At 72.6% G+C, this 19,968-nt stretch carries 12 protein-coding genes and 1 pseudogene; 8 read left to right on the top strand and 5 right to left on the bottom strand.

Going from position 1 to position 19,968, the window contains the following annotated elements; translation table 11 throughout:
• Positions 1-203 precede the first annotated feature (203 nt).
• The gene (locus HHX33_RS37245; protein ID WP_182875556.1) at positions 204-3,047 is read left to right on the top strand and encodes a helix-turn-helix transcriptional regulator; all 2,844 of its coding nucleotides are present in this window, start codon (positions 204-206) and stop codon (positions 3,045-3,047) included.
• 1,314 nt (positions 3,048-4,361) lie between these two features.
• Here HHX33_RS37245 and HHX33_RS36150 read toward each other — a convergent pair.
• Positions 4,362-4,526 (bottom strand): annotated as a pseudogene (locus HHX33_RS36150) (GntR family transcriptional regulator); the annotation flags it as partial.
• A gap of 334 nt (positions 4,527-4,860) precedes the next feature.
• Here HHX33_RS36150 and HHX33_RS17615 point away from each other — a divergent pair.
• The gene (locus tag HHX33_RS17615; protein ID WP_182875555.1) at positions 4,861-7,662 is read left to right on the top strand and encodes a helix-turn-helix transcriptional regulator; all 2,802 of its coding nucleotides are present in this window, start codon (positions 4,861-4,863) and stop codon (positions 7,660-7,662) included.
• Between the two features lie 137 nt (positions 7,663-7,799).
• On the opposite strand, the gene HHX33_RS17610 is transcribed toward HHX33_RS17615, so the two are convergent.
• Positions 7,800-8,813, bottom strand: a complete 1,014-nt coding sequence (locus HHX33_RS17610; RefSeq protein WP_182875554.1) for an aldo/keto reductase — start codon at positions 8,811-8,813, stop codon at positions 7,800-7,802.
• A 36-nt stretch (positions 8,814-8,849) separates the two neighbouring features.
• On the bottom strand, positions 8,850-9,500 hold the full coding sequence (locus HHX33_RS17605) for a ScbR family autoregulator-binding transcription factor (protein ID WP_165900710.1): 651 nt from the start codon (positions 9,498-9,500) through the stop codon (positions 8,850-8,852).
• A 205-nt stretch (positions 9,501-9,705) separates the two neighbouring features.
• Between HHX33_RS17605 and HHX33_RS17600 the strand changes: the two genes are divergently transcribed.
• Together HHX33_RS17600 and HHX33_RS17595 are read left to right on the top strand one after the other, a co-directional pair.
• Positions 9,706-10,755, top strand: a complete 1,050-nt coding sequence (locus HHX33_RS17600; protein WP_182875553.1) for a ScbA/BarX family gamma-butyrolactone biosynthesis protein — start codon at positions 9,706-9,708, stop codon at positions 10,753-10,755.
• Positions 10,752-11,858: an acyl-CoA dehydrogenase family protein gene (locus tag HHX33_RS17595; protein WP_182875552.1), complete on the top strand. Its 1,107-nt coding sequence runs from the start codon at positions 10,752-10,754 to the stop codon at positions 11,856-11,858. Before HHX33_RS17600 ends, HHX33_RS17595 begins: the two co-directional genes overlap by 4 nt.
• Here HHX33_RS17595 and HHX33_RS17590 read toward each other — a convergent pair whose 3' ends face one another.
• Positions 11,859-12,446 (bottom strand): TetR/AcrR family transcriptional regulator, encoded by a 588-nt coding sequence (locus HHX33_RS17590; protein ID WP_182875551.1) that lies wholly within the window; start codon positions 12,444-12,446, stop codon positions 11,859-11,861. It abuts the gene before it with no gap.
• 92 nt (positions 12,447-12,538) lie between these two features.
• Here HHX33_RS17590 and HHX33_RS17585 point away from each other — a divergent pair, with 92 nt between their 5' ends.
• A complete protein-coding gene (locus HHX33_RS17585) occupies positions 12,539-13,174 on the top strand; it encodes an HAD family hydrolase (protein WP_220501911.1) in 636 nt (211 codons plus the stop codon).
• Here HHX33_RS17585 and car read toward each other — a convergent pair.
• Complete coding sequence (car, locus tag HHX33_RS17580; RefSeq protein ID WP_220501910.1) at positions 13,171-16,632, bottom strand: carboxylic acid reductase; 3,462 nt, start codon at positions 16,630-16,632, stop codon at positions 13,171-13,173. The two genes, HHX33_RS17585 and car, sit on opposite strands and share 4 nt — an antisense overlap.
• A gap of 257 nt (positions 16,633-16,889) precedes the next feature.
• On the opposite strand from car, the gene HHX33_RS17575 reads away from it, so the two are divergent.
• From HHX33_RS17575 to HHX33_RS17565, 3 genes are read left to right on the top strand one after another with little or no spacing between them, the layout of a single operon-like run.
• Positions 16,890-17,903, top strand: coding sequence for a ParB and winged helix-turn-helix domain-containing protein (locus HHX33_RS17575; RefSeq protein ID WP_220501909.1), 1,014 nt, complete (start codon positions 16,890-16,892; stop codon positions 17,901-17,903).
• A gap of 15 nt (positions 17,904-17,918) precedes the next feature.
• Entirely contained in the window at positions 17,919-18,770 is an 852-nt protein-coding gene (locus HHX33_RS17570; RefSeq protein ID WP_310738343.1) for a 2-amino-3,7-dideoxy-D-threo-hept-6-ulosonate synthase, read from the top strand.
• Between the two features lie 45 nt (positions 18,771-18,815).
• On the top strand, positions 18,816-19,928 hold the full coding sequence (locus tag HHX33_RS17565; protein ID WP_182875550.1) for a 3-dehydroquinate synthase II family protein: 1,113 nt from the start codon (positions 18,816-18,818) through the stop codon (positions 19,926-19,928).
• Positions 19,929-19,968 lie beyond the last annotated feature (40 nt).

Raw genomic sequence — 19,968 nt, 5'->3', positions numbered from 1 at the left:
GTCAGGATCGCTGCCGCGCGGTGTCCGTAATGGACCACTTCGCCGTCGCATTCCATGGACCAGTAATCGCCGCATCCGGCAATTTGGTGCGCAATAACCACCCATTTTGTTATGCTGTGAGAAGTTAATCGCAGCCCGCCACCGCGGTGAAACCGTCGGCGTCGTACTCGCCGGCCAGTCCACCGCCCTACCACGAACGCAGGATGGTCCCGAGATCAGCGCACCCGCCCCTACAGGAGCGGGACGAGGGCGTCTCCATCCTGATCGACGCGGCGCGTGCCGTCACTCCTGATACGGGCGGGCGGATATTCGTCGTCGAGGGTCCTCCCGGAATCGGCAAGACGCGACTGCTGACCGAGGTACGAGAGCGGCTGCGTCAAGGCGGCCACTCCGTCGCCCGGGCCCTGGGGTCGCCGCTGGAACGCGAGTTCGCCTATGGCGTGACGCGGCAATTGTTCGAGCCGATGCTGACCGCGGAAGCCGAGTTCGGGCGGGGCCCGCTGTTCGCCGGCGCCGCCGCGCAGGCCGCCTCGGTATTCACCGTCGAGGCGATCCGGCCGGTCGGCGACCTCCCGGTGCTGCACGGCCTGTACTGGCTGGTGGTGAACGCGTGCACGGCGGAACCGCTGACTCTCGTCGTCGACGACGTCCAGTACGCCGATCCGCCCTCTCTGCGGCTGCTGGCCTACCTGCTGCCCCGGCTGGACGGCCTGCCGCTGACCATGATGCTGGCGATGACGTCCGGCGCGCCGGTCCCCGACCTGCTGGCCGAGATCCTGCGCACGCCCAGCACCGAGTTCGTACGGCTGCGGCCGCTCGGGCTGCCCGGCGCCGCCGCCGTGCTCGCGACGATCTTCGGCACCCGGCCCGACGACGCCTTCGTCGCCGCCTGTCACGACTCCAGCGGCGGTAACCCGCTCCTGCTGACCGAGCTGGCCCGAGGCTGCGTCGAACAGGGCGTCACCCCCACGAGCGGCAACATCACCCGGCTGGCCACGGTGCTCCTTCCCTCCCGGGTGAGGCCCCACCTGGGGAGCCTGCCGCAGGACGCCGTCGATGTGGCACATGCCGTCGCCCTTCTGGGCAACGAAGCGGACCTGCCCGCGATCTCGGCCGTCTCCGGCCTCGGCGTCGAGGCCACCGCCGCCGCCGTCGACCGGCTGATCCGGAGTCACATACTGGTCCGCGCGCCCGCCGGCCGGTTCGGCTACCCGCACCAGCTGTTGCAGCGGTCGGCCTACGAGCACCTGGACACCACCCGCCGGTTACGGGGACACCGGGCGGCGGCGCTGCACCTGGCCGCCACGGGCGCGGAGCCGGAGCGGATCGCCGCGCACATCCTGCAGGTGCCCCCGGGCGTGGTGCCGGACGCGGCCGGATACCTGCGGCGCGCCGCCGAGACCGCGCTGTTCCGCGGTTCCCCCGACAGCGCGTACACCTATCTGCGGCGGGCGTTGCCCGACGTGACCGGCGACCGGGACCGCCAGGTCCTGGTCGAACAGCTCGCCGACGTCGCGCTGCACAGCGATGTCGAGGCCGCCGCGCGCTACGGCGAGCAGGCCCTGGCGTCGGCCGTCGAACCCGCCGCCCGGGCGGCGGCCGGTCTACGGCTCGGGGAGGCGTTGCTGTTCGGCGGCGACACGGAGCCGGCCGTACGGGCCTGGCGTGACGCGCGGCAGGCGCTGGACAAGACGTCCGACGCCGGGCTGCGCCGTCATCTGGACGCGTACCTGGTCAACGTGACCGTGCTGGAACCCGGCCGGCTGCACCTGCTCGACGAGGTGGGGCAGGCCGCGGGCGACGACGAGCCACCGAGCGCCGGCGGGCGGGCGCTCGACTGCGTGCTCGCCCTGCGGGCCGCGTTCGAGACCCGCCCGCAGGCCGCGCAGGCCGCCCGCCGCGGCCTCTCCGACGGACTGCTGGTGCGCCTAGGCACCGGGGACAGTCCGCTCGTGTGCGGCTGGCTGGCGCTCCTGGCCGCCGAGGACGACCAGGCCGGCACCAGCATCGACCACGCCCGGCGGGAGGCGTACCGCCGCGGCAGCGTCCGCGCGCACGGGCCCGCGCACGCCTTGGCGGCGCTCCACGAGCTGTGGCGCGGCAATCTCGCCGAGGCGGAGCGGGAGGCGCGCACCGCGGTGGAGGCCGTCGAGCGTTCCGGAGTACGGCTCGGCCGGCCGTTCGTCGCCCCGTTCCTGGCCGACATCCTGGCCGAGCGCGGCGACCTGGCCGGCGCGCGGTCCGCGCTGGCGTGGGCCGGTCTGCCGGAGGAGCCGCCGCCCGCCGGTCCCATGTACTTCTACGCCGACACACGGGCGCGGCTGCTCCGCCGCACGGTGGGCGGCGAACGGGCGGTGGCCGCGGCGCTGGACGCCGGTCGCCTCTTCGCCCGCTTCGGCGGCGACAACCCCGCGTTCGTTCCCTGGCGCACCGAGGCGGCCCGCACCCTGCACCGGATGGGTCAGGGCGACCAGGCGGCGGAGCTCGCGCTGGCCGAGGTGGCCCTGGCCCGTCGCTGGGGCGCGCCCCGGCCGCTGGGCCGCGCGTTGCGGGTCGCCGGCGTCGTGCTCGGCGCACAGGACGGCTTCCCGCTGCTGGCCGAGGCGGTCGACGTGCTGGCCGGATCGCTCGCCCGGCTGGAGTACGCCAAGGCGCTGGTGGACCTGGCCGCCGCGGCCGACCGGCGAGGCCGGCGCGGCTGGGCGCGCGAACTGCTGGACGACGCCGCCGAACTCGCGGCCCAGTGTGACTGCCCCCCGTTGCGTGAGCGAGTGGACGCCATGTCGGGGGCGGCCGGGTCCCGGACCGCGCCGGCCGGGCCCGGCACCACCGCGCTGACCTCAACAGAGCGCCGGGTCGCCGAGCTGGCCGCCACCGGCATGTCCAATCGCGAGATCGCCGAAACCCTGTTCGTCACTCCCAAGACCGTCGAGCTGCATCTGACCAACACCTACCGCAAGCTGCGCATCGGCGGCCGGGTCGAGCTGGTCCACGCGCTGGACCGCGTTACGGCGGGGGCCGCCAGACCGCCGCGGACCCGCGGATGACCGGGCGGGAGGCCGCGGCGCGCCGGAAACGAGCTCGGCCTTGTCGCCGGCGTGCGGGCGGCGGCCGGACACGGGCCGTGCCGAACACGGGGCCGGACACGGGTGCGCAGGCACACCGTCGACGCCCCTGCCGGCCCGCGCCCGGGTCAGGCCGGTCAGCACCGTGCGGACGGCCCGGAGGCCGTGGCGCAGTTCCTCGTCGGTCAGGTGGCCGAAACCGAGGACGATTCCGTCAGGGGCGTCGACCGCCCGCACCTGGTACAGGTCCGACAGACGGCCCACGGTCACCCCACGGCCGGCGAGTTCGGTCACCACGGGATCGACGCTCTGGCGCGGTAACAGCAGTGCCGCGCTGGCGCCGCGGGGGCCGAGAACCAGCCGTGCGGGTCGCCCGACATGTGCCAGCGCGGCACGCACCTCCTCGCGCCGCCGGGCGTACAGCCGCGACGCGCGCCTGACGTGCCGGGCGACCGCCCGGTCACCGAGCAGGCGGGTGAACGCCGCCTGCGCCGTCCCGCCGAGCCGCCCGTCGTCACCTCCCGCGACCTGCGCGACCAGCGGCACCAGTGGCCGCGGGAGCACCAGGTACGCCAACCCGGGCGGGGCGAGACCGTCACCCAGCGTCCCCGCGAGGATCACTCGCCCGCCGACCAGGTCGAGCAGCGAAGGAAGCGGTGCGTCACCTGCCCCGGTCTGCTCGGTGCAGATGTCCACCAGATATCCGCCCGTCCGCCGAGCCCACTCCGCGAGCATCCTCCGGCGGGCCGGCGACAGCACCGCGCCGAACGGGTGATTGCCCTCGGCGAACGCGACGGCGGCGCGTACCCCGTCCATCCCGTCCAGCAGGTCCACCCGCGCGCCCTCCGTGTCGACCGGCAGCGCGTGGGTCGTCCATCCGGCCTGCCGGGCGGCCTGCACGGGATATCCCGGCGCCGGCTGCTCGACGGCCACCGCCGCCGCTCCGGCCTCCCGCTGCCCGATCGGCTGTCCGGTCAGCCGTCCGATCGCCTCGAACAGGTACCAGCAGGCCTGCCGCAGCCCGACGGCCACCACCACGTCGCGGGCCTCGACACCGAGCCCGCGGGTCCGGTGCAGGTGCTCGGCGACGGCCTCGCGGAGGGCGGCCGACCCCAGCGGAGCCGCCTCGCCGTCCGGCGGCAGATAGCTGGCCTGGCGCCAGGCGGACCGCCATGCGGCCAGCGGGAAGGCGCCGGCCACGGCGGCGCGGGGAGTGAAGTCCGCCACGACCGGCCGGACGGGCGGCGAGGGGATGCTCCGGCGATGCGGTGACGGCTCGCCCGTGACGTACGTACCCGAGCGTGGCCGTCCCTCGACGAAGCCACGGGCGAGCAGCAGCTCGTAGGCCGACACCACCACCCCGCGGGACACCCCGAGCAGCCGGGCCATCGCGCGGGTGGACGGAAGCCGCGTCCCGGCGGGCAGGAGGCCACCGCGGATCGCCTCGGCCAGTTGCTCCATGAGCTGCTGCGGCAGGTGTCCGCGCGAATCGCGACGAATGTCGAGGTAAGCGGCGAGCCCTTCTGCCGTGACCATGCACCCTCCTTCTACTGGCGGACGCCCGCCCCGTGTGGGCGCCACCATCAGAAGATCGGCCAACCGGCGGCCCCGGGGCATCGGGGTCCCCCCCAATGTCACCCCCTGTCTCCGTCGGCGGCGTGTCGCCCCAGCTCAGAGGGGGCTGCCGAGCATCGTCGCCGCGAGACGCCGGGCGGATTCGAAACCATTTCTAGGGAAATCCCCGAGGCGGTCCGGGAGATATGGCTCTATCATCCCCGGCTGGCAGACTTGACGGGTGGATCACGGACCGTCCTTGCTGGAGCGCGACGCCGAGGTGGGGCGGCTGCGGGGGTTGTTCGGCGCGGCGGTGCGCGGACAGGGCGGCGTGGTGCTGATCGAGGGCCCGGCCGGCATCGGCAAGAGCGCGCTGGCCGGCGCCGCCCGCCGCCTCGGCAGGACGGCGGGCTGCCGGGTGCTCAGTGCCCGCGGCAGCCGGCTGGAGCAGCGGTCCGGCTACGGCGTGCTGCGTCAGCTGGTCGAACCGGTGCTGCTCGGCGCCGACACCGCCCAGCGGGTACGGCTGCTGCGTGGTCCCGCCCACCGGGCGCTCGCGCTGCTCGACTCGCACCTCGACGGGCCGTCGCCCGGTGACCCGGGGGCGTTCCACGTGCTGTACCGGCTGCTGGTGAACGTCGCCAAGGCCGGCCCGGTGGCACTGGTCGTCGACGACGTGCACTGGGCCGACGACCCCTCGCTGCGCGTGTTCCTGCACATGCTCCCCGGAATGGCCGAGTTGCCGCTGGCGATGGTGCTGGCCGGTCGGCCGGCCGCCGCGCCGGGGCCGTGCTCGGAGCTCGCCGCCGATCCGGCCGTGGCGGTGCTGCGGCCGGCTCCGCTGACGCCGGCCGCCACGGCCCGCCTGGTGCGCGCCGTCAACGGCGAGGCGGCGGACACCCGGCTGTGCGCGGCCTGCCACCGCCTGACCGGCGGCAACCCGCTGTTCGTACGGGAGCTGGCGGCGGCCGCCGGTGCCGCCGGCGGTCCGGCGGCCGAGGGCGACGAGCAGGCGTTGCGTGCGCTCGGCGGGGCGGCGCTGAGCCAGTGGATGGGCGCCGTGCTCGCGCACCTCACCCCCGAGGCTGCGCGGGTCGCTCAGATATGCGCCGTACTGGGGGAAGAGGCCGGCCCGGGGCTCGTCGCCGAACTCGCGGGCGGCACGGAGACACTCGCGCGGGGCCACGACGAACTGGTGGCCGCGGGCGTCCTGCGCGGCGACGGGCGGCTCGAGTTCGTCCACGACCTGACCCGGCACGCCGTGTACTCCGGCATCGCCGTGGTGGAGCGCAGCCGCCTGCATCGGCGAGCGGCCGAGCTGCTCGCCGCCGGGCGGCCGGCACCGCTGGTCGCCGCCCACCTGCTCGAGACCCTGCCCTCAGGCGACGGCTGGGTGGTGGACACGCTGGTGGCCGCCGCCGACCACGCGTCGAGCCGGGGGGCGCCACGGTCCGCGCTGGCGTTCCTGGAGCGGGCCCTGCAGGAGCCGCCCACCCCGGAGGCGACCGCCGGCCTGGTGCGGATGGCCGGCGAGATCGCGTACTGGTTCGACTGGCCGGCCGCGATCGGCTACCTGCGACGCGCGGCCGCGCTGGCCCCGGACGCGGCCGGGCGGGCCGAGGCCGCCGAGCTGCTCGGTCGCGCGGTGGTCCTCAACGGCCGCAACGCCGACGCGATCACCCTCATGGAGAACGCCCTCACCGAGCTGGGCGACGGGCATGCCGAGCTGGACCACCGGCTGCGGACGCAGATCATCGCGGCGGCGGCGGCCGAGCTGGACCTGCGGCACACCGGTGCGCGGCACCTGGCGGTGCTTTCGGCCGCGCCGAGGCTCAGCGACCAGGTGCGGTGTCAGCTCGACGGGTTCACCGCGTTCTGGACCGCCGTCATCGATCTCGACCGGGACGCGGCCGTCTCCACGGCGCTACGGGTGCTGCGGCTGCGTTCGTCCGGCATGGCCGACCAGGATGCGTCGTCGTCGCTTTCCTACCTGGTCCTGATCGACGCCGACCATGACGATGTGCTGCGGCAGCTCGACCGCGACTGGTCCACGGCGCGTGAAGCGGGCTCGACGTACCTGGCCGCGCTGATCGGCTACCTCCGGGTGCACGCACTGCTGGCGCGCGGTCACCTCGCCGAGGCCGAGACCGGCATGCGGCAGGCCGTACGACTGCTCGGCAGGGTGCCGGTCCCGCTGACCCCGGTCTTCGCCGGACAGATCCTGGCAGAGGTGCACCTCGCGCAGGGGCGGCTGGAGGCTGCGGCCGAGGCGCTCGCCGGAGCGTCCGCCGACGTCTCGCCCTACAGGGCCCTGCAATGCCGCCTGGACCTGATGGCTGCCCAGTTGGACCTCGCCCATGGGCGGGCCGAACAGGCGGTCCGGCGGGCGGAGCAGGTGGGCCGCCGGTTGCTCGCGGACGGCTGGCTGAACCCGGCCTCGTATCCGTGGCGGATGGTGGCCGCACTGGGCAAGCACGTCCTCGGGGCCCGTGACGCGGCCCTGGCGCTGGCCGCCGAGGACCTCGACCTGGCCCGCCGGTGGGGCGCCGCACGCGCCCTCGGCCGAGCGCTGCGGGTGGTGGCGACGGTGACCGGGGGCCGGGCCGAGCCGGAGTTGCTGGAGGAGGCGGTGCGGGTGCTGCGGACGGGCCCGGCCAGGCTGGAGCTCGCCACCGCCCTGCACGCCTTCGGCCGCCGCACGTGGCGGCAGCACCCCCAGGCCGGCCCGGCCGCCCTGGCCGAGGCTCTCCGGCTGGCGGAGGAGTGCGGAGCCGCGGGGCTCGCGCGGCGGGCGCGGAGCGCACTGACCGAGGCCGGTACACGGCCGCCGGAGCCGCACGGGGCCCGGCTGACCCCCGGAGAGTGGCGGGTGGCCCGGTTGGCGGCCCAAGGCCGGACCAACCGGCAGATCGCCCAGGAGCTGATCGTCACGCCCAAGACGGTCGAGACGCACCTCGGAAGCGTCTACCGCAAGCTCGGCGTCCGCAACCGCACCGCGATGGCCCGGGCGCTGGCCGCCACCGACCTCGACCGCCCGGACTGAACCGCGCCGCCGGCGCTCCCATGCGCGGGCACCGGACACGCGGGCGAGCACGACGAGGCCCTGGCCGCCGAGATCGAAGATGCCCGCTGGCGGCCCGGTCGCTCAGGCCCGCCCCGAGTCCAGCGAGAGGCCCGGTGTCACTCGCGGGCGGTGGCCGTGGAGCTCATGTCCGGGTAACGCGCTCCGGCCACCTTCGCCGCCAGTGGTTCCAGCGCGGCGAGCTCGCCGTCCGACAAGGTCATCGTCGCGGCCGCGACGTTCTGCCGGAGCCGGGCGGGAGAACGCGTGCCGGGAATGGGTAGAACCGTAAGGCCGTGGACCCGGGAACGCTGGTGAACCCAGGCGAGCGCGACCTGCGCGGGGGTGACCTCGCGGCGCGCGGCGATGTCGCGGACCGGTTCGAGGAGCGCGGCGTTCGCGTCGGCGTGGTCGCCGGTGAACCGGGGCATCTTCAGCCGGACGTCGCCGGTGCTCAGCCCCTGAGCGCCGGTGAACGCTCCGGTGAGGAAGCCCCGGCCGAGGGGCGAGTAGGCGACGAGTGCCACACCGAGCTCCGCTGCCGCCGGAACCACGGACGCCTCGATGTCGCGGGTGAACAGCGACCACTCGGACTGCAGTGCCGCGATCGGGTGCACGCTGTGCGCCGCGCGCAGTTCGGCCCCGGTCACCTCGGAGAGACCGAGGTGGCGCACCTTGCCCTCCCGCACCAGCTCGGCCATGGCGCCGACCGTCTCCTCGATGGGGACGGACGTGTCGCGGCGATGCGCGTAGTAGAGGTCGATCTCGTCGATGCCGAGGCGCTTCAGGCTCGCGTCGACGCTCTGGCGTACGTACGCGCGGTCACCGCGGACCTCGCTCCAGGCCTTCTCGCCCGCCCGCCGGACGATGCCGAACTTGGTGGCGAGGAAGACCCGGTCCCGGTGGGCGCGGACGAAGGGGCCGAGGAACCTCTCGTTGTCGCCGTCTCCGTACAGGTCCGCGGTGTCGAACATGGTGACGCCCAGGGCGAGGGCGATCCGCAGGGTCTCCCGGGCCTCGGCCGGCGCCGTGGGTCCGTAGAACTCGCTGAAGCCCATGCAGCCGAGGCCCTGGGCGCCGACCGGCGGACCGCCGGCGCCGAGGGGAACTGCCGGGAGGATCGAAGCAGACATGCGAAGGTCTCCTTGGGTGGGCTCCCGGCGGTTGTCCTACTGCGGGGAGGCGGCGATGGAGGCGAAGAGCAGGCGGCTCATCTCCTCCCAGCGGCGGGGCAGATCGGCGCGCTGGTTGAGGACGTCACAGACGTGCTGCAGGCCGAAGAACGCCGACACGAGCATGTACGCGGCGGACTCGGGGTCCATGCCCTCGCGGAGCTGACCGGCGCCGCTCGCCTTCGCCAGCAGCGTCGAGAGCGTGGCGATCCACTCGACGTAGGGCTCGGGCAGGGTCGTGTCGGACAGCGAACGCTCGGCCTGGATCCTGGCTCCGGCCTTGACGATGTCGTCCTCGAAGAACTTGTCGGCGGCGTTCTTCAGCAGCGCCTCGACCGTCTCCATCGGCGGCAGGCCCATGGCCTGCGCCTCGTCGATGCGAACGCGCCACCGGTTGTACAGCTCGCGCACGATCTCGGCGGCGATGTCCTTCTTGTCGCGGAAGTGGAAGTACACCGCGCCCTTGGTCATGCCGACCTGCTTGGCGATGTGGTCGATGGAGGTGTGCGGGTATCCGCGGTCGGCGAACAGCTCGGCCGCCGAGGCGAGCACCTGGGCCCGGGTCTGCGCGGCCCGTGCCTGCTGCGGCGCGTTGCGCGGCTGCGCTCGGTGCGTGATGGTGGTTCTGGGAGTGCCGATCTTACTCACACGCGTGATCCGTTCTGTGGGGCTCCCGTTCAGCGTACCGCCTTCCAGGTATGTTTCACCTCTGTTCACTGATCACCTCGTCAACTCGCGCGTCAACCCTCCGAGTCATTCCAAAATATACCTTCACGGACGTATATTTTTCTCCGTGTGACCTAGGACACCATCGCACGCGATCGCGCAAGGTCCAGATCAGAAGGGATCAGAGATGAGTGCTCAACTATCGGCAGAAGACGTCACCCTGCCGACTACCTGGCAGTCGTCGTCCCCGTTCACCTGGGACTGGGATGCAATGCCAGAGCCCGCCGGCGGCGCGCACTTACCCGGCCCGCGTTTCGTGTCCCGCGAACTGGTCCACAAGTCCGCGGCCGAGCGCGTGCTGCTCACCGACGGAGTCCGGCAGGCGCCGGACAGTTTCATCATCGCGGCCATGCTGCCGCGTGACCACTGCCTCTACCAGCAGGACGACTCCGGCTGGACCGACCCGATGTTACCGACAGAAGCACTCCGGCAGGCCGGCTACTACATTCAGCACCGCTTCTACGGGGTGCCCGAGACGCACAAGTTCATCCTCGGCGCGGTCACGCTCGAAATCGACGGCACCACGCCTCCCTCCCGTACGCCGTGGCTCCCGGTCAACCTGCGGGTCACCTGCGCTCCCACCGCCAAGTGGACCTGCCGTCGGCTGTGCATGCGCCTGGAGGTCGAGGTCAGCGTGGCCGGGGTGGTCTGCGGGCACGGCAGCCTTCTTTCGCAGGCGGTGGATCCGCGCGTGTACCAGGCGATCCGCGGCCGGAAGGCGGCGCCCCCACTGCACGAGTCCGTGCCCTTCATCGGTTGCCCGCTCTCGCCCGGCGAGGTCGGGCGCCAGCGCAAGGAGGACGTGCTGCTGGCCGACGACGGGAACGCCGACGGCTGGCTGCTGCGGCTCGACGACAGCAACACCGAGATGGTCGACCACCATGTGGACCACGTGCCGGGCATGGTGGTGCTGGAGGCGTTCCGGCAGGCCGCGCTCGCCGTGACCCACCCGCCGGCCGGTCACCGGGCCATGGTCACCGGTCTGCGGAGCGAGTTCGCGAGTTTCTGCGAACTCGACACCCCGGTCCGGATCACCGCCAGGCCGCGGCCCGGCTGTGGCGACGCGGACCGGATGGTGGTCCGCGTCGTCGCCGAGCAGAACGGCGACGAGGTCGCCGCCGGCACGGTCGAGCTCAGGCTGGGCCCTGACACGAGCAGCGGACAGGACCGCCGATGACGCTGACCTCGGTGTCTCCGGACCACCGTCTGGACGTGACCGAACTCGTGGACCGCGCGGCCCGGTACGCCGCCGAGGTGGACGGTTCGCGCCGGCTTCGGCGGGAGTCGGTGGCCGCGCTGGTGGAGGCGGGATTCCCCCGGCACTTCGTCCCCAGCCGGTGGGGCGGGGCGGCCGGAGGCTTCGCACCGCTGGTGGAGGCGGCGATCACCGTGGGCGAGAGCTGCCCCTCGACCGCGTGGTGCGCGACTCTGTTCGCCGCGCACGGACGGATCGCCGCCTACCTGCCCGAGCAGGCGCGGGAGGAGATCTGGGGCTCGGGCCCGGACACCCTGATCTCCGCGTCCGTCATGCCGCCGTCGGGCCGGGCCACGCCCGTGCCGGGTGGCTGGCTGCTTCGGGGCGAGTGGGGCCGGGCCAGCGGGGTGGACTTCGCCGACTGGGTGCTGCTCGCCAGCACGGTGCCGGACGGCGACGGGGAGACGGTGCGGATCTTCGCCGTCCCGGCCGGGGACTTCGTGGTCGAGGACACCTGGCAGGCCGCCGGCATGCGGGGGACGGGGACCAACACGGTGGTTCTGTGCGACACGCTCGTCCCCGAGCACCGCACGGTCGCGCTGCCGGAACTGCTCGGCACCCGGAGCGCCCGGCAGGCACGGTGCCACAACGTGCCCTACACGCTGGTCGCGGCGGTGATGTTCGCCGCCCCCCTGGTCGGAGCCGCCCTGGGCGCGGTGGCGGACTGTGTTTCCACGCGGGCCGCGCGTCTGTCGCCGGATCCGGACGCCCGGCAGGCGCTCGCCCGGTCCTCGCCGGAGGCGTCCGCCGCCCGCCTGCTGCTCCGGGAGGCCGCCGACCGCGCCGACCGGGGCATGGTGGACGCGCGGACCGTCGCGCAGAACCGGTGCGACGCGGCGGCCGCCGCGGAGCTCTGCGTCAGCGCCGTCGACCGGCTGTTCGCCGCGTGCGGCGGCCACGGGCTGGCGGAGGACGATCCGGTGCAACGGCGGTGGCGGGACGTCCACACCGGCGCCGGTCACGGCGCGCTGCGGTTCGCCCCGGCGGCGGACGCGTACGCGAAGGCCTTCCTCGGCCTCGGCTGACTAGACCGTGTCCGAACCACCGTCCCGAGGTCCGGACACGGCCTTCCACAGGTCGTCGAACCGGCGCGCGGCATCCGCGTCGTCACGGGGTGCGGGATGCGGGATCTCGAAGAACAGCGACATCAGGAGCCGGGCGACGGTGTCGGGGGGATGCCTGCCCATCACCCGGCTCTCCGCGTGCGCACGGGCCACGGCGCGGGCCAGTGACAGGGAGATCCGTCCGACCAGCCCGTGAGCGTGCCGGTCCAGGTGCGGGGCCTCCACCGCGAGCCGCAACGCGGACCTGGCGAGCGCGTCCCGGCGCAGGTGCCGGGTGAGATCGAGCATCGTCTCCCGCAGTGCCAGCAGCGCCGTCGTGCCCTCGGCGCGCCGTTCCACACGTGCGATCAGCTCGTCCCCGGCCTCCTCGATCAGGGTGGCCGCCAGCTCTTCTTTGGAGGAGAAATGTCCGTACAGCGCACCTTTCGTCATACTGGTGCGTTCCACCACGTTGAGCAGCTTTGTGCCCTCGTAGCCGTTCGCGGCGAACTCCTCCGCCGCCGCGGCGAGCACCAGTGCCCGAGTCTGAACCGCGCGCTCCTGAGCCACTCTGCCCTCGCTTGGGGGAATCCTAGGAAAAAACCTTTGCGAAGGTATGTTACTGGGATCTTGCTGTGAAAAGCCTAAGCGTTCCCCTTCGGGTGGCCTTCTTCGATGTGGACGAGACGCTGCTGGCCGGGAAGAGCATGGTCGAGTTCCTGCGGCACTGGCTGGGCCGCGATGACGCGGCCTTCCTCGGCGCCGTGGCCGAGCTGGGGGCGGTGGCGGAGCGGGAGGGCAGGGCGGCCGCGAACCGCGCCTACTACCGGCTCTTCGCCGGCGTTCCCAGCGCGACGCTGGCGGAGGCGGGCAGTCGCTGGTACGCGCGGCATCGTCAGCGGCCTGACGCCTTCGTGGGCTCCACCGCGGCGGCGCTGGCCGGACATCGAGCGGCCGGAGACCTGGTCGTGCTGGTCTCCGGCTCGTGCCGGGCGGTGCTCGATCCGCTGGCCGCGGATGTGGGTGGCGACGAGGTGCTGTGCACGGAGCTCGTCGTCGGTGGCGACGGACTGCTGACCGGCGAGGTGGCCACATCGATGATCGGCCCCGCCAAGTCCGAGGCCGCCGCGGAGCTGCTCCGGAGTCTCGGAGTCAGCCCCGCCGTCTGCTTCGCGTACGGCGACCACTCCAGCGACCTGGACCTGCTGACGTTCGTCGGCAGTCCGAGGGTCGTCGGCGACGACCCGGTGCTGGCCTCGTGGGCGAGACGCCACGGCTGGCCCGTGCTGCCCGCCTAGAGGAGGCTCAGGTGCCGTAGATCCGACACGTACTTCTCGATCAGCGCCCGGGACAGGTGCGGAATGTCCCCCACGGCTTCCTGGAACCGTTCGGCGGGAAACGCCGACCCGGCCCGGGGCGTCGCGGGCTCCCGCCAGGCCCGCATCAGCGGGAGGAGCGAGTGCTGCCGCTGCTTGTCCGGCAGCTCTCGCAGCGCGGCCTCGAACCGCTCGCACCACTCCTGGTAGTCCCCGACGCGGCGGATCGCGATCCCGGAATCGGCCAGCCAGTCGACGACGGTGTCCAGTGAGATTCCGTCGTCGTGCGGGTTGACCACGTTGAACGTGCGATATCCGGCCGCGCCGGTTCCCAGGGCGGCCACCGAGGCGGCGACGAAGTCCCCGGGCAGGCCGTCGTAGTGGGCCCGGCTCGCGTCACCGCCGCGATAGAACGACCCGGGCGCGATTCCGGTGGCGATCAGGCTCAGCACCAGACGGGTGAACGCGTCCGGCACGTTCAGCTGCCCGGTGTGACGGCCGTGCGCCAGGATCATGCCCGAACGGAACACGGTCACCGGCAGCCCGCACAGGTCGTGCGCCTCGCGGAGCAGCACCTCGCCCGCCCACTTGCTGGTGGCGTAGCCGTTGGCGTGGCTCTCGTCGATCGGCCGCACGGGACTGGCCACGCGGATGTCGGCGCCCTCGTCCATGCCGGTTCCGTGCGACGCGACGGCCACGGAGGACAGGAAGCCGACCGGCTTCAGCCGGGTGGTGACGGCCAGCCGGACGACCTCGGCCGTGCCGGCGACGTTGGGGCCGAACAGCTGCCGGTACGGCAGCACGTGGTTCACCAGCGCGGCCGCGTGCACGACGGCGTCCACCGTCGCGGCCAGGCGCTGCCAGGTCCGCTCGGACAGGCCCAGGTTCGGCGCGCCGACGTCGCCGGCCAGCACCTGCAACGCGCCGGCGCCGGCCAGCTCGGCGAACCGCCGCTTGAGCTCGACGTCCCCGCTGTCCAGCGAGTCCTCCAGCCGCGCGCGGGCGGCCGCGTCGTCGGCGCCGCGCACGAGACAGATCAGTGTGCCGCCGCTGCGGGCCAGCGACTGCAGCAGCTCCAGGCACAGGAAACGGCCGAGATAGCCGTTGGCTCCGGTGAGCAGCACCGTGGTGGGAGCGCCGGTCGGCTGGGGAAGGGCCGTGGCCGCGGTCAGCGTCGCCTCGTCGACGAACCTGGCGAGCACGAGGTCCCCGGCCCGCGCCGCGGTGGCCTGGTCGCCGTGCACACCGGCGAACGTGGCCCGCTGCGCCGACGGATCACGTAGCCGCTCGATCTGGCCGGCGATCTCGCCAAGGCTGTTGGCCGGACCGAGCAGCGTCCCGACCGGGACCTCGGTGCCGAAGATCTCCTTGAGCAGGTTCGAGAGCGACAGCGCGGTCAGCGAGTCTCCGCCCATGTCGGTGAAGCGCGTCCCCGGGCCCGGCTCGCCGGCGGACGCTCCGAGCAGCGCCCGCACGGCGCGGCCGACCGTCTCCACGACCGGGCGGTTCTCGTCGTGCCGCAGACCGCGCAGGCCGTCGATCTGCTCCTCGGCCAGCTCGGCGTAACGCCGCTCCAGCCGCTCGCCGTAGTGCTCCTTCAACCGCGGACGCAGTTGCTTGGTCGAGTCGGACAGCAGTCCGTTCTCCTGGCTGAACGGCACCGTCTCGACGAGCAGATCGCGCGGGATCTCGTACGGCTTGAGGTCGGCACGCTTCGCGATGTGCTGCAGCGACTCGTGGATCGCCGCCTTCAGCGCCGCCTCGTCGGACGCCTGGTCGAGCGCCTCGGCGGTCGGCACCACCACGGCGAGCAGGTACGGGCGGGAGCTGTTGCCGTACAGGAAGATCTGCTGCAGCAGCGGACTGGCGACATAGACCGCCTCCAGCTTCGCCAGCGCCACGAACTCGCCCTGGGACAACTTGAGCACGTTCTTGCGCCGGTCGAGGTAGTACAGCCGGTCGGGCTCGACCTCGGCCATGATGTCGCCGGTGCGGTAGTAGCCGTCGTCGTCGAAGGCCTCCGCGGTGACGTCCGGGCGCCGGTAGTAGCCGGGGGTGATCAGCTTGGTCCTGACCAGCAGCTCGCCCCGCGGATACGGCGTGTCGGTGGTGTAGTAGCCGAGTTCGGGCACGTCGACGAGCTTGTAGTCGAGCACGAACGCCCGCTGCACGCGGTGGTCCAGCATGACGAGCCCGGTCTCGGTGGTGCCGTAGCTGTCGAAGAACGGAACGTCCAGGCAGGACTCGACGAAAGCGGCCAGCTCCGGCGCGAGCGGGGCGGAGCCGCAGGGGGTGTGGATGACACGGCCGCCGAGAACCACGTCCCGGAAATGCCGCCGCAGCTCCTCGGCGTTCCACTGGTCCAGCAGGCTCAGATAGCTCTGGTGGAGCAGCTCGCAGACGCGCGGCACCATGGCGAACTCCGTCGGCCGGATCAGCGCGAGATCCTCCAGCAGCGTGGAGAGATTGCTGTCGGCCACGAAGTACGCGGTGCCGCCCAGTGCGAGCGTCTTGATCACGAGCCGCCGGGCGACGAGATGGCTCTGCGGCAGGAAGTTGGCGGTGATCATCGGGTGACGCTGCTCGGGCGGCCGCCACATCAGAGAGACGGTCGACTCCGGGAAGATGACGCCCTTCGGAGTGCCCGTGCTGCCGGAGGTGTAGATCAGTGAGGACAGCACCTCTCCCGCGTCGTCGACCGGCGGCAGGTCCGGCGCGGGCGGCAGCGCACTCCCGCGCTCGATGACGCGCGACAGCAGCTCCAGCGAAATCGGCGAGGCGGTCTCGGCCAGCAGCCGGCGCGCGTCCGCCACGCTCTCCCGGTGCTCGGCGAGCTGGGGACAGTGGTCGAACACGATCAGCCGGACGACGGACGTCTCCCCGGCCAGCGCTTCGAGCACCGTGCCCAGCCGCTCCGCGCTCGTGGCGAAGACGCGCGGAGCGGCCTCGCCGACCAGGTGGCGGATGTGGGCGACCGTGGCGGTGTTGTGCAGCGGCACGGCGACCGCGCCGACCTGACCGCACGCCAGGTCCACGGTGGTGTAGTCGACGCCGGCGAAGCCCAGGATCGCCACGAAGTCACCGGCGCGCAGCGGATGCTCGCCGTGGTGGTACCAGTCGGCGGCGACGGCGCTCAGCCGGGACCACAGCTCGCCGTAGGAGACGGTGTCGAACCTGGGCAGCCGCCGCAGCTCGGTGCGTCCGGCCACGGAGACGAACTCCTTGTCGCGTTCGGCGAGCGCGGGCCGGTCGCCGTATCCCGTCAAGGTGCGCTTGACGATCTCGGCAAGCCGCAGTCCGGGCTCCGCGGTGCTCTCGAAGACTTCGCGCAGCGGCATCCGGTCCGCGAGCTCCGGCTCGGCCCGCAGCATCTCGACGCGCCGGTTCCGGTTCGCCTCGAGTCGGGCGCGGGTGGTGTCAGCTCGCAGGTCGTTCCCCATGGTTACCCCTTCAGACGACCGAGACCTCTTGTACGTGCGGGCGGCCGGCGTAGCTCCAGGCTGCCTTGTGCAACCGGGGACGATCCTCGCTTGCACAGTCAGAAACATACCGTAGTAAAGGTATGATCATGAGCAGCCTTTGCGTGTAATCGCAGGTGAAAGGCCATTTATAAAAAAATACCTTGTGTAAGGTATGATTTTGCGACAGAGTGCTCTCAAGGACACGCCAGGCCCGCTGATGACGAGGGGTGAGTCACGTGGTAAGCGGGGATGCGATCAGTTGCGAGCGGGAGACGGACATCGGCTCCGACGTCGAGTGGATCTCGATCGCCGAGCTCGTCCTGAGGGGCTCACCCCGATCCGCGGGAGAGGACGCCGATCACGCGCTGGCTCTCGCGGAGCTGGAGCCGGAGGCCGAGTTGCCGCCGATCGTCGTGCAGCGGGGCACGAACCGGGTGATCGACGGGATGCACCGGGTGCGCGCCGCGCAGTTGCGCGGAGAGCGGGCGATCCGAGTTCGCTACTTCGACGGCGACGACGCCGGCGCCTTCGTGCTGGCGGTACGGCTGAACGTGCGGCACGGGCTGCCGCTCTCGCTGGCCGACCGGAAATCGGCCGTGCTGCGCATCCTCCGCGAGCACCCGGGCTGGTCGAACCGGGCGGTGGCCGAGGTCGTGGGGCTCTCGCCCAAGACCGTCGGCGCGCTGCGCGGCCAGTGCGGAGCGCCGGTGGCCGAGGTCAGGATCGGCCGGGACGGCCGGGTGCGCCCGGTCAGCGCGGCCTCCGGGCGCGAGCGCGCCAGGGAGATCCTGCTGCGCGATCCCACCTCCTCGCTGCGCACCGTGAGCGCGGCGGCCGGGGTGTCCCCGGGCACCGTACGGGCCGTGCGGATGCAACTGAACGAGCAGGCCACGGCGCTGATCCCGGAACAGCGGGCCGCGGAGCAGCGAGCCGCGTCGCCCAAGCAGAACCCCGATCCACGACGCGCTCGGGGCGCCACTCCGCGGCCCGCCGGGCCGGACCGGACGGGCGCGATGCTGCGCGCGCTCCGCTCCGACCCGTCGCTGCGGTTCAACGAGTCCGGCCGGCTGCTGCTGAGCGTTCTGGCGGTGGCCGAGATGGACGCGCGGACGCGGGAACGCCTCGTCGGCGACCTGCCGGACCACTGCGTCGAATTCGTCGCGGAACTCGCGGAGGCGAGCGGGCAGGCCTGGCAGGAACTCGCGAAACGCCTGGCAGAGCGACGGTGCGCGGCCGCCGGCTCCAAATGAATTCCCGAACTGGAAATGGGGTGTCAAGAGATGGCAGAAGCGTACGGTTGGTCTGGAAAGAACCTACGGACCCAGCGGATTCTGCACTCGGCTTCCGGGACGGCGTTCCTGGTTCCGCTCGATCATTCACTGGCGGACGGGCCGGTGTCGTCCGCCGCCGATTTCACCGGGCTGGTCACGGCGATGGCCGCGAACGGCGTGGACGGGATCGTCGTCCACAAGGGCCGGGTCCGTTTCCTTCCCACCGAGCTGCTCGGGCGGCTGGCCCTGATCGTGCACCTGAGCGGCAGCACCAGGCACGCGCCGGACGCTGACGCGAAGACCCTGGTCGGCGCCGTGGCCGAGGCCGTGGCGCTGGGCGCGGACGGTGTCAGCGTGCACATCAACCTCGGGTCGAGCAACGAGGCCGAGCAGCTGGCCGACTTCGGCCTGGTCGCCGACCAGTGCGCACGCTGGGGCGTCCCGCTGCTCGCGATGATCTACCCGCGCGGCCCGCGCATCGCGGACCCGGCCGATCCCACGTTGCTGGCGCACGCGGCGAACGTCGCGGCGGACCTCGGCGCCGACATCGTGAAGCTCCCGTTCACCGGCTCGCCCGTCACGATGCGCGAGGTCGTGGAGGCGAGCCCGATCCCGGTGGTGACCGCCGGCGGCGGCGTGGTCGGCGACACCGACGCCTTCCTCACCCTGATCGACCGCGTGATGGAGTCCGGCGTGCTCGGCGTCGCGGTCGGCCGCAACATATTCCGCGCCACCGACCCCGGGAAGCTGGCCCGGTCGGTCGCCCAGCGAGTCCACGCCGGACTCGGCTCCCGCAAGACCCTGACTCCCCTGGACCTGGCCCTGGCCGGCGCGACAGTGGCCTGACAGGCACCACCCGCTCACGACCGACTAACGACCGAAGGTGCGAACATGAAAACAGCGTGGATCGACCTCCGCGGCCTCTCCTCCGAACTCGCCACCGCCGTCATCGAAGAGAGCACCCATCTCGGCATCGGCGCCGTCGTGCTGGACGACCCAGAGCTCGCCGCGAAGGTCCCGCCGACCCTGGAGAAGGCCGCCGTCGTCACCGGCGAGACCCCCACGACCCTGATCGACCAGCTCGTCGGCGTGGTCGACATCCTGATCGCCGACCACAGCATCGCCGAGAAGTTCGAGGGCGTCCGGCCCGGCCTGCGCACCGGCGTCCTGGTCAAGGTGCTGGGTGAGGAGACGCTGCAGCTCGCCTGCAAGATCGCGAATGAGGCGGAGCTGACCCTGGTCGAGTTCCGCCAGGACCCGAGCAAGATCCCGCTGGAGATCCTGCTGGCGGCCGCCGACAAGGCCAAGGGCTCGATCGTCACCGTGGTCGAGGACGTCGAGGACGCGATGGTCACCATCGGCGTCCTGGAGCGCGGCTCCGACGCGGTGCTGCTCGCCCCGCGGCGGGTCGGCGACGCCTCCGAGCTGGTGCGCGTGTGCCAGGGCGAGGCCGAGACGCTGGAGCTGGAGCCGCTGGAGATCGTCAAGCTCACGCACCTGGGGCTCGGCGACCGGGTGTGCGTGGACACCTGCTCCCACATGCAGCCCAACGAGGGCATCCTGGTCGGCTCGTACTCGACCGGCCTGATGCTGGTCAGCAGCGAGACCCACCCGCTGCCGTACATGCCGACCCGCCCCTTCCGGGTGAACGCGGCCGCCCTCAGCTCCTACACCCTGACGCCCGGCAACCGCACCCGCTACCTGTCCGAGCTGCGCTGCGGCTCGGAGATCCTGGCCGTCAACACCAACGGCGGCGTGCGCCGGGTGATCGTGTGCCGGATCAAGATGGAGACCCGCCCGATGCTGCAGATCGAGGCCCGCACCGCGGGCGGCGACGTCGTGAACATGGTCGGCCAGGACGACTGGCACGTGCGCGCCCTCGGCGCCGGCGGCAGCGTCCACAACTTCACCGAGCTGCGCCCCGGCGACCACATCCTCGGGCACACCATGACCGACCAGCGGCACGTCGGATACGCGATCCGTGAGTTCCTGCACGAGCAGTAAGGCCCGAGCCGGCTCCGCTCCGAAGGAAGAGAGTGCGTGA

Source organism: Microbispora sp. H10670 (assembly GCF_014161385.1).
Taxonomy (GTDB): Bacteria; Actinomycetota; Actinomycetes; order Streptosporangiales; family Streptosporangiaceae; genus Microbispora; species Microbispora triticiradicis.
The sequence above is the reverse complement of the archived record's forward strand: the minus strand, read 5'-3'. Positions and strand labels throughout refer to the sequence as shown.